The organism is Ruegeria sp. CE9 (assembly GCF_056537425.1).
The window spans coordinates 132,747-146,365 of sequence record NZ_JBQFRO010000002.1; the positions used below are offsets into that span (position 1 = coordinate 132,747).

Sequence of the window (13,619 nt, forward strand, 5' to 3'; positions counted from 1 at the left end):
CAATTATCTCGCCGGGGTCAACCACGCCTCAAGATAGGTTTCGAGCCGGTCCTCAAAACGGGTCGATGCGTGAAGCTCACAGAAGCGCAACGACATGGCCTGAATGGCAAAGGCCTGCACCCCTTCGGCCAAAAGCTCAGCAGGTACGTCTTTGCGGACATCCGCTTTTTCAAGCCACATCATTACGACGCGAAAATACCGTTCAAAGAAATAGGCGATCGGACCGATTTCGGTGATCGCTGTCGCACCCGAATATCGGATGAGCAGATCGAATACATAGCGTTCAACCGTCATGAAACCGTGCACGGAATCCAACGCGGCGATAAGTTCGGATACCGTTTTTGGAGAAGGCCCGGCCTCGGCCTGATCAAAGTAAGCGTTCAGCTTTTCCGCCAGAAGGATTTCCATCAGAGCATCTTTGTCACGGAAATGGGCAAAGAACGTTCCTTTGGCGACGCCAGCGGCCTGAACCACCTCTTCTACGCGCAAGGCCTCGTACCCATTCACCTGGATCACGCCCTCTGCTGCTGAGATTAGGCGCGCACGTGTTTTGAGCGTTCGTTTTTGAATCGGCTGTTTCATGACGCTTGCTCGCACATTTATTGACCGCGGTCAAATTTATTATTGACCACGGTCACTTTTTACATTTAGAAAGTGACCACGGTCATTTTTGGAGAATCACAATGCAAACGAAGAAGATACTTGTCCTCGATGGACACCCCGGAAAAAGCAGTCTTTCCCGAACCTTTGCACAAACTTATGCAGATGCGGCCCTTGCGCAGGGGCATGAGGTACGGATGGTGCATCTGAGTGATCTGCAGTTCGATCACGACTTTGGGCAGGGAAACTATGAAGATTACAAACCGCTTGAACCCGTGCTTGAACAGGTTTTGCAGGATTTCGAGTGGAGCGATCACCTTGTCCTTGCAACGCCGATGTGGTGGGGAGGATTGCCTGCCAAACTGAAAGGTCTAATCGACCGGGCTTTCATTCCGGGGCGCACATTCGATACGCGAAACACAACGAAGATCGGTTTTCCTGCGCCGATGCTGACCGGCCGCACTGCACGAGTGATCCTGACATCCGACACGCCGGGCTGGTTCATGCGTCTGATTTATCGCCAAGCGTTGCTGCGGCAAATACGCGATCAGATTTTGGGTTTTGTCGGATTCAAACCCACGCGGTTTACCTATTTTGCGGGTGCGAGCTATCCCAAACCCGGAAATGTTGATCGTTGGATCAGTAAGGTGGCCAAAATGGGTGCCGCCGCGCTTTGAGCGCAAGCGCCAAGGGTGCTCTACCACATGGTTTTAGCGGCGCGGGCACCCCATTCCTGATCATATTGCGCACCGCCTTCTTCACCCGACGTCATTTCCGACAGGATTTCGCCGACCGTTGGCAGGCCTTCGCTTTCATCACGGCCATGCCAAGTGCCGGCCCGGATCAGGGCACGGGCGCATTGCGTGTAGATTTCGGAAATCTCGATCACGATGACGGTTGCGGGGCGTTTTCCGCGTTTCTCGAACCGTGCGCGGAGGCCCTCGTCAACGGTCAGCTGGGCCGCCCCGTTCACCCGCACAACATTGTTCGAACCGGGGACCATGAACATCAGCGACACACGGGGGTCACGTACGATGTTTCGCAATGAATCCAAGCGGTTGTTTCCGCGCCAATCCGGTAGGGCCAGGGTGCCCGGGTCGAGTTCAAGCACAACCGGACCGTCATCCCCGCGCGGGCTACCATCAACGCCTTCGGGGCCGACAGTGCTGAGAATACACAGGCGCGAGGCCATGATCCATTGGCGGTAGAGAGGCGTCAGTCTTCGCGCCACTTTGCGCGTGGCCGCTGCTCCGGGCGTGCCATAGAGCGCCTCAAGCGCGGTGATATCCTTAACGAACTCCATCCGGGTCAAACCCCACTTCTCGCATCAATTCGTTAGACCGTGTCTCAATCACGTTTTCCAGCCGTCCCAGAAAGTCATTGCGCGCCACGCCGGGTTCGATCGGGTCGAGGAAATCGACAATCGCGGTGCCAGGATTGCGCATGACGCCCGTTCTGGGCCAGAAGACCCCCGCATTGGTGGCCACCGGCACGCAGGGAAAACCCAAACCTTCATACAGAACTGCCGTCCCGACCTTATAGGGTTTGTGTACCCCCGGTGCGACGCGCGTGCCTTGGGGATAAATCACCAACTGGCCGGGTTCGCTGAACTCGCGGGCGACGTCCTTGACCATCTTGGCAACCGCTGCACCGCGTTTGCCGCGATTGACAGGGATACAACCCAAGCGACGCGCGTACATTCCGATGATCGGCGTCCACAGCAATTCACGTTTCATGATGAACTTGCCATGAGGCACCGCGTTGAAAATAATGATGATGTCGAGGAAGGATTGGTGCTTGGCCCCCACGACCACCTCGCCAAGGGGCACGTCGCCTCGTACTTCGCAGCGAATGCCTACCATCCAGCGGGCCAGCCACATGGTCGTGCGCGCATAGGTTTTGCAGGCCCGCAATGCACCGCGTTTGGCAAACAGAGCGTAAGGGGCGAAGACAATGCCTAGCACGAGCATCCAGGCATAGATGACGATCATGAAGATCAGCGATCGGACCCATTGAATGGCCATGAACATCACGAAAGCTCCTTCAATTTGCGCTGCGCGGCGGACCATGTGGCCAAAAAGGCGACGGCGGCGCCCAGTATCGGAATCAGCGCAGGCAACAGCCATCCGATCCCTTGAAACCCAAGCCCGGTCAAAAAGCCACCCGTATCGGAAGCCTCGGGCAATAGTAAAACACCAGACATTCCCAACAGGGTGCCGACTGTGGCGCCAAAAAGCGCGCGGAAAGTGAAACGGCGCACGAAGGCTCCGGCGATGAACCGGTCGCGTGCACCGACCTGCCGCAACACCTCGATAATCTGCGCGTTGGCAGCGAGTGAGGCGTTGGCAGCGAGCGTGATCATGGCGGCGGTGGCGCTGCCGATCAGCAGGATCGAAATCCAGCCCAGACGCCGCAACGAATTGGCCGCATCCACCAGCGGTTCACGCCAGCGGGTATGATCATCCAAAACCGCGCCGGGCACCTCAGCCCCCAATCGCAGGCGCAGGCCTGCCGCATCCAGGCCGGGTTCACCTTCGATGATCTCGATCAGCTGCGGGATTGGCAGGGCATCCAGCGGCAAGTCCGGCCCGAACCAGGGCGCAAGCAGTGCGGCCTGTTCTTCGCTGGTCAACGCGCGGGCTGATGCAACCCCCGGCGTCTGCTGCAGGACTGTCAACGCGGCCTCAGTCTGTGCCGCGCGCTGGTCGGCAGGTGCATTGATCCGCAAGGTCGCAGCGCCCGCCAGTTCGGATGCCCAGCGATCTGCCAAACGGCCCGAGGCCAGCGACAAGGCCAGCGCAAACACTGCCAGAAACGCCATCGCGCCCGAGACAAAAAGGGTCAGCTGCGCGGTGAAGCCCGTGGGTGGCACCACCCGATCGGCGCGGGTATCTCGGCGCAGCAGGTTGCGGATTGTGCCCGTGCTCATAGATCCGCCCCCGCGAGTTGAATCCGGCGTTGGGCAATACGCAGAACACGGGCTTGAACCTGGCTTTTGGCCGCGCGGATCAGGCTGAGGTCATGAGTGGCGATCAGCACGGTCTTGCCCATGCGGTTCAGTTCGACCAGCAGGCGCAGCAGCCGTTGCGACATCTCCCAATCCACATTGCCGGTGGGTTCATCCGCAAGCACGACATCGGGCGAGAGAATAACCGCACGGGCCAATGCGGCGCGTTGGCGTTCACCCCCTGACAATTCGGGCGGGTGCGCTTCTAGTCTGCTGCCAAGCCCGACCCAGCCCAACAGCTCGGTCAGATCATCCTGCTGCCCATTTTCTGCCCGTCCCGAGACCATCAACGGCAGCGCGACATTCTCGGCCAGCGTCATGTGATCCAAAAAGCGGCAATCTTGATGCACCACACCAATCCGGCGACGCAGCAGAGCCATCTGATCGCGATCCATGCGGGCGATATCCTCACCAAAGGCCATCAACCTGCCCGAGGTCGGCAGCAACGCGCCATAGCAGAGCTTGAGCAACGTGGTCTTGCCCGCGCCCGACGGGCCCGTCAGAAAGTGGAACGATCCGGGCTGTAATTGCAGCGACACATCGCTCAGCAATTCGCCGCCGCCGTAGGTATAGCTGAGATTTTCCAGCTCGATCACGCCTGCCCCCATTGTTCTGCACTTCTCTTGCCCGAGCGCAGCGGTGGATTCAATGCCTCGGGCGGGGCCAATTGGCGACACTTGGCCCGCGAAACCGAAAACACGCTTTGCTGTTGGGTCTTAACGGAATATCATCCCTGAAAAAACTACTATCAGGCCAGCCTTGACGGCCAGGAGGCAGAATGCGTTTAACGTGTCCGAATTGCAGTGCCCAGTACGAAGTCCCAGACGAGGTGATCCCGGAAGACGGGCGCGAAGTTCAGTGCTCGAACTGCGAAGAGACCTGGTTTCAGGACAAACACCCCGCCGCGAGTGACGCAAAGCCGGAAGCGAAAGCTGCATCGGCAATCGAAGCAGCCTTTGCTGAACCGGATGAGGTTAAGGCAGAGGACGCGCCGGAACCCGAAGCGGTTGAGCCGGAACCGGTAGCGGAAGAACCTGTTGGCAATGTGGACCCTGCGGTATCCAGCATCCTGCGTGAAGAGGCGGCGCGCGAGGCCGAACTGCGCATGCGCGAAGGCAGCAGTCTGGAAAGCCAGCCCGATCTGGCGCTGGATCCGCCCGAAGAACCCCAAGTCAAACCCAAACGTCCCGCAGCCACAGAAACGGCCTCAGATGCCGGTCAGAAAGATGAGTTGCCGGATGTCGAGGCGATCAATTCGGGCCTACGCAGCGAATTGACGTCGGACGAGACCGAGGCGGTCGCCCCGGCGCGCAAATCTGGCGGGTTCCTGCGCGGCTTTGCGCTGATCGTCATCGTAGGGGTCATTCTGTTTCTGATCTATGGCAATGCCAATCAGATCAGCGAAGCGGTTCCGCAAGCTGATCCGGTGCTGAAATCATACGTCTCATTGGTCGATCAGGCGCGCCTGTGGCTGGAAGCGCAAACGGGTGGCGCAGGGCAAAACTAGAACCGTTCAAGCAAGCGCTTGAGATATTCCAGCTCAAGCTGAGGCCGATCCTGCTCGCCCGTCCGGCGACGGATTTCATCCAGCAACTCGCGCGCGCGACGGTAGACGTCTTCACCTTGCAACAGGTTGTCATCGGTCGAGATTGATCCTGCCGATCCCGGTGCACGGCCCAATGGGTCCCGGTTGTTGGCTTGCATATCACCGGCCTCGGTGCCTTGCCCCGGTTGGTTTTGCTGGTTCTGCGCCAGCGCTTCTCCGAGTGAGCGCATGCCTTCGCGCAGGGCTTCCATCGCCTCTGACTGACGATCAATCGCTTCGGCCAGATCATTGCCGCGCAGCGCATCCTCGGCCTCGTCCATTGCGCGCCCGGCGCGACCCAGCGATTCGCGCGCAGCATCGCCTTCGGGCGTGCCACCGCCGGGCAGACCCTGTTCCTGCCGTCTAAGTTCGTTTCGCAGCGCCTGTTGCCGATCTGCGAGCGAACCTTGACCCTGCTGGCCTTCGCCCGCCTCATCCAGTCCTTCGCCCTGACCGCCTTGGCCTTCGTGGCTCTGGCCTCGACCAAGACCACCGTTGCGGCCTTCGTTCCCTTGGCTTTCACCAGATTGGGTGCCGGGGCTGAACTGTTCCTGAAGATCGCGGAAGGCCTGATCACTGAGCCCTTGCTGTTCGCGCAGAGTTTCAGCCAAGCCTTCCATGGCCTGTTGCCCCTCGGACTGGCCACCTTGGCCCTGCCCTTGGGTGACGCGCATGTTTTCCATCATCTGCTGGAACTCTTCCAGCGCCTGCTGCGCCTCGGCCATGCGGCCCTGTTCCATCAGTTCCTGAATGCGATCCATCATGCGCTGCAGATCATCCTGCGTCATCTGCATAGTCTCGCCATTTTGACCCTGCTGGCCTTGTTGCGTCTCACCGTTCTCCTGCGCTAGGCGCTGCAACTGGCGCATGTAGTCCTCGGTCGCCTCACGCAGTTCCTGCATCAGCTCGGCGATTTCCTCGTCGCTGGCACCGTTTTGCATGGCCTCGGTCAGACGCTCCTGCGCGCGGCGCATCCGCTCGAGCGCATCGGCCAGCGTTCCGTCTTCGATCAGAACGGCAAGTTCCCAAAGGGCCTGAGCAATCTCTTCCTGTTGTTCGACATTCAGCGCGCCATATTGGTCAAACGCCTCTAGCCGGCGCAGGATCACGCGCAGGCGCAGATAGGCCGTGTCAGATCGAAACAGGTCTTCGGGCAGATGCGATACAGCGCGCAGCAATTGCGCCACGCGCAGTGCATTTTCGCGTGACCAAAGCAGATCGCGGCGCTGTTCTGCCACCGCCGCGGCCAAAGGGTCAAAGAACCGCCGCGCGGGCAGTTCGGTCGAATAGGGTTCCGCCACTGACTCCTGATCTGCCGCATCAAGGGCCATGAGGGTGATCTTTACAGGCAGATGCGCCCATGGGTGCTGCGAGAAATCTTCGATCAGGTCTTCAGTAAACTCGGTCCGGTCGCCGGTGATCGGCATCGGCAGCTCGACCGTGATGGTCTCACGCGGCTCCGGTTCGGTCGCCAGACCAAACTCGCGGTTCACTGAAGCAAGATCCAGTTCGATCCGTGCCGTGCCAGAAACGATTCCATAGTCATCCGCTGCGGTAAAGGGCAGCTTCAACTGGCCGCCAGCTTCGGATTCAGCATTCCCCGCCACTTCGATCTGAGGCGCGGTGTCCGCAAGGATTTCCAGCGCCCAATCGCGCCCCGCTGGGCCTTCAATCCGCAACTGGCCAGAGCGGTCGGCGACAAAGTCCTGCTCGGGCTCTGTCGCGGCTTCGGTTCCAAGCGGCGTTGTTGTCTCGGTCAGACTGTGTGCACCAATCTCACCGTAAAAGCGCAACGTGATGCGGCTGCCTTGGGGCACCGTCAGCGTGGGATCGGTCTGATCCGCCAGATAGAGCGTTGGCAAGCCGGTATAGCGCGGTGGCTCGACCCAACCTTCCCATGTCGGCCCCTGCGCGGCCTGCGCGGTCCCCGGCGTCATGTCAGCAACGGACCCGATCCGCCAGAATGACCCGAACAGCGCGGCCACAACCAATGCCAGCAATGCAGCATAGCGCAGGGCGTAGGGGTCGCGAGAGGCCAACCTTAGATCAGGTTTCACCGGATCAGCCTTGGATACGCGGTCCGCCATCCGGGATTGGTGCGCCCGCCACAAAGCGACCGAATCCGCATCCATGGCACCAACGGCCTGATCGTCCATCAGCGCCTGGATCGGACGACCCGGCAGAGTTTCATCCAGCCGGACCAGCGCCTCGGCCCGCGTCGGCAAATGAAACCACCGAACGCCAAGAATCGCCGTTACAAACAGCGCGATCAGCCCGACCGCGGCAGAAACCCAAACGGTTTCAATGCGCACAAGGTCTTGTAACCCCAGCATTAAAGCCGCCAATAGGGTCATTAAGATCGAGAAAAAAGGCCAGAAGGCGCGCATGACCTGCTCGGCCAGCATACCCCCGTGCGTCAGCCACAGGGACAGTCTTGGAATCGGCAGGGTCTGGTTATCGCGCAAGCGGGCCTCCTGATCGGCCCACGCGCCTATCGCGTCAGAGCCACAAAGGTATGGTATCGCGGTTTATGATTTCGTCAAAGCTTGGGCGTTCACGAATTACGGCAAATTGATCCCCATTCACCAGAACTTCGGGGATCAGGGGCCGTGTATTGTATTCGCTCGACATGACGGCGCCATAGGCACCCGCACTGCGGAAGGCGATCAGATCACCTGATTCCAAGGGCGGCATGTTGCGTTGTTTGGCAAAGGTATCGCCGGACTCGCAAACCGGGCCGACGATGTCATAAGGGCGTTGTTCCACACCGGGCGCAGGTTCCTGCACTGCAACAATGTCATGATGCGCCTCGTACATCGCGGGGCGGATCAGATCGTTCATCGCACCGTCGAGGATCAGGAAATCGCGGTCTTCGCCGGATTTGACATAGATAACCTTGGACACCATCAGACCCGCATTGCCAGCGATCAGGCGGCCCGGTTCGATTTCGATCTCGCAGCCCAGATGGCCCAGTGTTTTCTTGATCATCGCGCCATATTCGACCGGCAGCGGCGGCGCGTCGTTCGAGCGGGTATAGGGGATGCCCAAACCACCACCCAGATCGAGGCGGCGGATCGTGTGACCCTCGGCGCGCAGACGCTCGGTCAGTTCGGCGACCTTGTTGTAGGCCAGTTCAAACGGTTCCAGCTCGGTGAGTTGTGAGCCGATATGGACATCGATCCCAATGACCTCCAGCCCCGGCAGGCTGGCGGCCAGCGCATAGACTTCGGATGCGCGCGAGATCGGGATGCCGAATTTGTTCTCGGACTTGCCGGTGGCGATCTTTGCGTGGGTCTTGGCGTCCACGTCCGGGTTCACCCGAACGGTGATCGGCGCGATGACGCCCAATTGCATTGCGACCGCATTGATCACCTGCATCTCGGGTTCAGATTCGACGTTGAACTGGCGGATGCCACCGGTCAGGGCAATACGAATCTCATCCGCTGTTTTACCGACGCCCGAAAAGACGATCTTTTCACCCGGCACCCCTGCCGCTTTGGCACGCATATATTCCCCACCCGAGACCACATCCATACCCGCGCCCGCCTGCGCCAGCGTCTTCAGGATCGCCTGATTGCTGGCCGCTTTCATCGCATAACAGACAAGGTGATCGGTGCCTTCCAGCGCGTCATCAAACAGCTTGAAATGCCGTTGCAGCGTCGCTGTCGAATAGACATAGAACGGGGTCCCGACCGCGGCAGCGATTTCGGAGATTGGGACATCCTCGGCGTAAAGCGCGCCGTCGCGGTAGAGAAAATGATCCATACCGCGCGCTTAGACCAAAAGCGGCCTGCGGATCAATGGATTCCGAGCAGTTCGCTGACCCGTGTCATCTGCGTGTTGAGATTCCGACCCGGCCATAGCCGGACACCGAGATGCCCGAGCCGCTGCTGGTTGACGTTGACGGCTCTGCTCGTGGTGGGCCCGATGGGTCGCAGGCCGCAAGCAGGGCAAAGCAAAGGATCAGGCCGACAGGTCTCATACGTGTTCTCATTTCATTGAAACGTGTAGGTGGCAGATGGGGCGCATTCGGCAAATTGCAATCGCTGGACGTCAGAGCCCCAGATACACGCCCAATCCACCGCGTCTGAGGCCAAGCCCAACGCCGCCATAGGTGCCACTGCTGCCGACGCCCACGCTGGCGCTCATTGTGGGCTGGATCGGTTCGCCATCTGCACCGCAGCCAGCCAAGGCTGCCCCGGCAGCAATCAACAGCACCACACGTATCATTCGCATCACACCAGCGCCTTCCACCGCTTGATCTGGGCCCGCACCTGATCGGGTGCCGTGCCACCATAAGATTGGCGCGAGTTTACCGAATTTTCGACGGTAAGAACAGAATAGACGTCATCGGTGATGTCCGCGTGGACCGATTGCATGTCTTCGAGCGTCAGATCGGGCAGGTCGCAGCCTTTGGTTTCAGCCATGGCCACCAGAGATCCAGTGACGTGGTGCGCATCGCGGAACGGCAAGCCCAGCACGCGGACTAGCCAGTCAGCCAGGTCGGTCGCCGTCGAGAACCCGGAACCCGCTGCCGCGGCAAGGCTGTCACGATTGGCTGTCATGTCCTTGACCATGCCCTCCATCGCGGCCAGCGCCAGCATCCAGTTGTCGGCGGCGTCAAAGACCTGTTCCTTGTCTTCCTGCATGTCCTTGGAATAGGCCAGCGGCAAGCCCTTCATCACCATCATCAACGCGGTGTTGGCCCCGTAAATCCGACCCACCTTGGCACGGATTAGTTCGGCGGCATCGGGGTTCTTCTTTTGCGGCATGATCGATGAGCCGGTCGAGAACCGATCGGACAGCGTCACAAAGCGGAACTGGGCCGAGGACCAGATCACCAATTCCTCAGCAAAGCGCGACAAGTGGACGGCACAGATCGAAGCCGTTGACAGGAACTCAAGCGCGAAATCGCGGTCACTGACGGCATCCAGCGAGTTGGCAGCTGGGCGGTCGAAGCCCAGCGCCTCAGCCGTCATGTGGCGGTCGATCGGGAAGGAGGTTCCGGCCAGTGCGGCTGCGCCAAGCGGGGATTCATTCATCCGAGCACGTGCATCGCGGACGCGGGAAAGATCACGGCCAAACATCTCAACATAAGCCATCATGTGGTGGCCCCATGTTACCGGCTGCGCGGTTTGCAGATGGGTGAAACCGGGCATGACCCAATCCGCTCCGGCCTCAGCCTGCGCCAGAAGTGCGCGGATCAGGGCCAGAAGGCCGGTTTCCACCGCATCGAACTGATCACGCACCCAAAGTTTGAAATCGGTCGCGACCTGATCATTCCGGCTTCGGCCTGTGTGCAACCGGCCTGCAGGTTCACCGATCACCTCTTTCAGGCGCGCTTCGACATTCATGTGGATGTCTTCCAGCGCGGTGGAAAACTGAAATTCTCCGTTCTGGATTTCTGACAAAACGGTGAGCAGCCCTTCCCGAATGGCCTGCGCATCACTATCAGTTATAACGCCTGTGGCAGCCAACATGGCGGCATGGGCGCGCGAGCCTGCAATGTCCTGGGCTGCCATCCGCTGATCGAACCCGATCGAGGCATTGATCGCCTCCATGATCGCGTCTGGACCGGCGGCAAAGCGGCCGCCCCACATCTGGTTCGAAGATTGATCGGTCATGAAAGAAAACCCGGAGTTGATATGCGCCTGTTACGTCTGATCCCCCTTTATATGGCCCTCGCGCTGGGTGCAAACGCCGCTTTGGCAACGGATGCCGAGACCCTCGCCCCATTGCGCGACGGCACGCTGAAACGGCTGATCCTGCACAAGGAACCGAAAGAGGCGAAAACGATCGAGTTCCAGTTGGAAGATGATGGCGGTGTCGGCACGCTCGAGGATTATGCGGGCAAATACGTGCTTGTGAACTTCTGGGCCACCTGGTGCGCGCCTTGCCGCAAAGAGATGCCGCAGATCGCGGAGTTGCAGGAAGAGTTTGGCGGTAACAAGTTCGAGGTGCTGACCCTGGCGACGGGACGCAACACCCCTGCCGGGATCAAGAAGTTCTTTGACGAGAACGGCATCGCAAACCTGCCGCGCCATCAGGACCCCAAACAGACCGCCGCGCGCGAATTTGGCGTGATTGCGCTGCCTATCACGGTCATCCTGGACCCGGAAGGCAGGGAAATTGCACGCCTGATTGGCGATGCCGAGTGGAACTCGGATAGCGCGAAGGCGATTATCTCGGCTCTCGTCAATGGTGAAAGCTGAGAATTTCGCCTTAAAATCAACGAATCATGATAGGCTCACCGGCATTTAACCAGGGGGTCAATTATGACACGTTCAATATTTCTCATTGCAATTACAGCCGCATTTACCATTGCTGGGGCGGCGCAGGCGGACTTCAAGCGCGTTAAAACCGCCGATCAGTTCAATGCACAATTGGCCGGGAAAAAACTGGTCGATGAGCAAGGCAATGTATTTGTCGCCAACCCGGACGGAACGATCTCGGCCAAGTTGGTCAGTGGAAAGAAGTTCAGCGGGAGCTGGGTTTGGAACAAAAGGTTCTGGTGCCGCAATGGCGTTTTGGATGGTAAGGCACTGGGCACCGATTGTCAGGTATTTGAAGTCGACGGCAATTCGGCCCGGATGACGCGCGAAAAAGGCAAGGGCAGCACGACGATCTATAGGATCGAATAGCGGCCTTAGTCACTTTGCAAGTGGCGCGGCTGACGCCACGCCACCTTTGACAGCACATCGCCGCCCCTACAGTTTGCCTGTAGGAGGATGGAATGCCGCTCGAGATTCTGTTGATTCTGGTAGTGGGCGGTATCGCCGGGATCACATTGCTGCTGCATGTGACAGGCAAATCGCGCCTGCGTCAGTTAACACCCAACAGCGCCCGCTCGGAGTGGCTGCGGCATTTCCCAGACGATACCGTCATCGACGTGACGGTGGCGCATGACGGCCACGCCGCCCTTGTGCGAACCGAGACCGGCGCCGGGCTGCTCTGGTCATTTGGGGCTGATACCGTGGCGCGGCATCTGCTGGATTTCGATCGGATCGACCACCCGGAAGGGATCGAGGTTCAGTTTCACGAATTCGGCACTCCGCGTGTGATCCTGCATCTAGACGAAACCGAGCGCCGCCACTGGCAATATCTGATGGATCCCGCATGACCGATCACGTGAGTTTTCCCGACGCGGTGCAATGGGCCGTGCCCTTCTTCATCGCAGCCATTCTGGCCGAGTTCCTGTGGATCGCCGTCAAAGGCCGGGGCGGGCGGTATGAGACGCGCGATGCGGTGACCTCGCTGATCATGGGGGCGGGCAATATCGCCTCGGGCTTTCTGCTGGGCTTCATCGCCTATGCGTTCTTCATGTGGCTGTGGCAGATCACGCCGTTGAACCTGGGGACTTCGATTCCGGTTATCATCCTGTGCTTTATTCTGGATGATCTGCGCTATTACTGGGTGCACCGTTTCGGGCACCGCATCCGCTGGGTCTGGGCCAGTCATGTGAACCACCACAGCTCGCAACACTATAACCTGACTACGGCGCTGCGGCAGACCTGGACCTACACCTTTACCTTCATGATGGTGGTGCGCGCTCCGTTGATTTTGCTGGGATTTCATCCGGCTATGGTGCTGTTTGTGGGAGGCCTGAATCTGATCTACCAGTTCTGGATCCACACCGAGGCCATTGGGAAAATGCCTCGCTGGTTCGAGGCGGTGATGAACACGCCCAGCCACCACCGTGCCCATCACGGGCGAAATGCGCGTTATCTGGATTGCAATTACGCCGGGGTCTTCATCATTTGGGACAAGTGGTTCGGCACGTTTGTTCCCGAGCAAGAGGACGATAAGGTCGACTACGGTCTGGTTCACAATATCGGCACCTTCAACCCGCTGCGCGTGGCCTTTCATGAGTGGGTCGGAATTTGGAACGACGCCACTCAGCCCGGGCTGAGTATGCGCCAGCGTCTGGCCTATTGTTTCGCGCCTCCGGGCTATAGCCATGATGGCAGTCGAGACAATTCCGAGCAGATCAAGGCCAAGCATCTGACCCGCCATCCCGAAGATCGTGGCACGCCCGGGTTTGAGCGGTTTGATGCGGAACATTCCGCCCCTGCGGCAAAACAGACCTAGTCTCAAAAAGACCTTTTATCTGCTTGAATTTTGGCACAGGGGCTCCATATCCGGGGGATGATTTAAGTTATCGGTTTCCGGGGGTCACATGCCAAAGCTTCTGAAAATTTCGACAGTCACGGGCTTGCTGGGACTGGTCGTAACCATGACCGCCGCACTGAACGGAGCTGCGCCAACATTGCTTGCGCTGGGTTTCGTCATGGCAACACTTGGGCTTTTCGGGGCACTTGTTGGGGCCGCAGCCACGCTTCGTCACGCCTGGCAATCAACGCATTAAGTTTCTGTTCGAACGTCCACATTAATCCTGCATCCGTTAACCCCAGTTTTACCTGCTTTCGC

The 13,619-nt window shown here is 59.2% G+C and carries 17 protein-coding genes; 7 read left to right on the forward strand and 10 right to left on the reverse strand.

Annotated elements, in window-relative coordinates; all coding sequences use genetic code 11:
* Positions 1-3: 3 nt before the first annotated feature.
* Positions 4-582 (reverse strand): TetR/AcrR family transcriptional regulator, encoded by a 579-nt coding sequence (locus tag ACR0B3_RS05150; RefSeq protein WP_480808136.1) that lies wholly within the window; start codon positions 580-582, stop codon positions 4-6.
* 101 nt (positions 583-683) lie between these two features.
* On the opposite strand from ACR0B3_RS05150, the gene ACR0B3_RS05155 reads away from it, so the two are divergent.
* Positions 684-1,277 carry an NAD(P)H-dependent oxidoreductase gene (locus tag ACR0B3_RS05155; protein WP_480808137.1) on the forward strand — a complete coding sequence of 198 codons (594 nt, stop codon included), beginning with the start codon at positions 684-686 and terminating at the stop codon, positions 1,275-1,277.
* Positions 1,278-1,297: 20 nt separating this feature from the next.
* On the opposite strand, the gene ACR0B3_RS05160 is transcribed toward ACR0B3_RS05155, so the two are convergent.
* Genes ACR0B3_RS05160 through ACR0B3_RS05175 form a run of 4 tightly spaced genes read right to left on the reverse strand, consistent with a single transcriptional unit; the run spans position 1,298 to position 4,203 of the window.
* Positions 1,298-1,903: a pyridoxamine 5'-phosphate oxidase family protein gene (locus tag ACR0B3_RS05160; protein ID WP_480808138.1), complete on the reverse strand. Its 606-nt coding sequence runs from the start codon at positions 1,901-1,903 to the stop codon at positions 1,298-1,300.
* A complete protein-coding gene (locus ACR0B3_RS05165) occupies positions 1,890-2,630 on the reverse strand; it encodes a lysophospholipid acyltransferase family protein (protein WP_480808139.1) in 741 nt (246 codons plus the stop codon). The genes ACR0B3_RS05160 and ACR0B3_RS05165 overlap by 14 nt, the downstream gene beginning before the upstream one ends.
* Positions 2,630-3,529 (reverse strand): cell division protein FtsX, encoded by a 900-nt coding sequence (locus ACR0B3_RS05170; protein ID WP_480808140.1) that lies wholly within the window; start codon positions 3,527-3,529, stop codon positions 2,630-2,632. The genes ACR0B3_RS05165 and ACR0B3_RS05170 overlap by 1 nt, the downstream gene beginning before the upstream one ends.
* Positions 3,526-4,203, reverse strand: coding sequence for an ATP-binding cassette domain-containing protein (locus ACR0B3_RS05175; protein ID WP_170760308.1), 678 nt, complete (start codon positions 4,201-4,203; stop codon positions 3,526-3,528). Before ACR0B3_RS05175 ends, ACR0B3_RS05170 begins: the two co-directional genes overlap by 4 nt.
* A 182-nt stretch (positions 4,204-4,385) precedes the next feature.
* On the opposite strand from ACR0B3_RS05175, the gene ACR0B3_RS05180 reads away from it, so the two are divergent.
* Complete coding sequence (locus ACR0B3_RS05180) at positions 4,386-5,114, forward strand: zinc-ribbon domain-containing protein (RefSeq protein WP_480808141.1); 729 nt, start codon at positions 4,386-4,388, stop codon at positions 5,112-5,114.
* On the opposite strand, the gene ACR0B3_RS05185 is transcribed toward ACR0B3_RS05180, so the two are convergent.
* The 5 genes from ACR0B3_RS05185 to argH all read right to left on the reverse strand — a co-directional run bounded on the left by ACR0B3_RS05185 (position 5,111) and on the right by argH (position 10,816).
* Positions 5,111-7,657, reverse strand: a complete 2,547-nt coding sequence (locus ACR0B3_RS05185; protein ID WP_480808142.1) for a TIGR02302 family protein — start codon at positions 7,655-7,657, stop codon at positions 5,111-5,113. The two genes, ACR0B3_RS05180 and ACR0B3_RS05185, sit on opposite strands and share 4 nt — an antisense overlap.
* A 34-nt stretch (positions 7,658-7,691) precedes the next feature.
* Complete coding sequence (gene lysA, locus ACR0B3_RS05190) at positions 7,692-8,957, reverse strand: diaminopimelate decarboxylase (protein WP_480808143.1); 1,266 nt, start codon at positions 8,955-8,957, stop codon at positions 7,692-7,694.
* A 64-nt stretch (positions 8,958-9,021) separates the two neighbouring features.
* Positions 9,022-9,174: a hypothetical protein gene (locus ACR0B3_RS05195; RefSeq protein WP_480808144.1), complete on the reverse strand. Its 153-nt coding sequence runs from the start codon at positions 9,172-9,174 to the stop codon at positions 9,022-9,024.
* Between the two features lie 71 nt (positions 9,175-9,245).
* Complete coding sequence (locus tag ACR0B3_RS05200) at positions 9,246-9,428, reverse strand: argininosuccinate lyase (protein WP_170722162.1); 183 nt, start codon at positions 9,426-9,428, stop codon at positions 9,246-9,248.
* Positions 9,428-10,816: an argininosuccinate lyase gene (argH, locus tag ACR0B3_RS05205; protein ID WP_480808145.1), complete on the reverse strand. Its 1,389-nt coding sequence runs from the start codon at positions 10,814-10,816 to the stop codon at positions 9,428-9,430. The genes ACR0B3_RS05200 and argH overlap by 1 nt, the downstream gene beginning before the upstream one ends.
* A 21-nt stretch (positions 10,817-10,837) precedes the next feature.
* Here argH and ACR0B3_RS05210 point away from each other — a divergent pair, with 21 nt between their 5' ends.
* The 5 genes from ACR0B3_RS05210 to ACR0B3_RS05230 all read left to right on the forward strand — a co-directional run bounded on the left by ACR0B3_RS05210 (position 10,838) and on the right by ACR0B3_RS05230 (position 13,557).
* The gene (locus ACR0B3_RS05210; RefSeq protein ID WP_480808146.1) at positions 10,838-11,404 is read left to right on the forward strand and encodes a TlpA disulfide reductase family protein; all 567 of its coding nucleotides are present in this window, start codon (positions 10,838-10,840) and stop codon (positions 11,402-11,404) included.
* Positions 11,405-11,467: 63 nt separating this feature from the next.
* On the forward strand, positions 11,468-11,833 hold the full coding sequence (locus ACR0B3_RS05215) for a hypothetical protein (RefSeq protein ID WP_480808147.1): 366 nt from the start codon (positions 11,468-11,470) through the stop codon (positions 11,831-11,833).
* A 92-nt stretch (positions 11,834-11,925) separates the two neighbouring features.
* On the forward strand, positions 11,926-12,312 hold the full coding sequence (locus ACR0B3_RS05220) for a hypothetical protein (RefSeq protein ID WP_480808148.1): 387 nt from the start codon (positions 11,926-11,928) through the stop codon (positions 12,310-12,312).
* On the forward strand, positions 12,309-13,280 hold the full coding sequence (locus ACR0B3_RS05225; RefSeq protein WP_170760294.1) for a sterol desaturase family protein: 972 nt from the start codon (positions 12,309-12,311) through the stop codon (positions 13,278-13,280). The genes ACR0B3_RS05220 and ACR0B3_RS05225 overlap by 4 nt, the downstream gene beginning before the upstream one ends.
* An 88-nt stretch (positions 13,281-13,368) precedes the next feature.
* Entirely contained in the window at positions 13,369-13,557 is a 189-nt protein-coding gene (locus ACR0B3_RS05230; protein WP_170685268.1) for a hypothetical protein, read from the forward strand.
* The last annotated feature ends 62 nt before the right edge of the window (positions 13,558-13,619 follow it).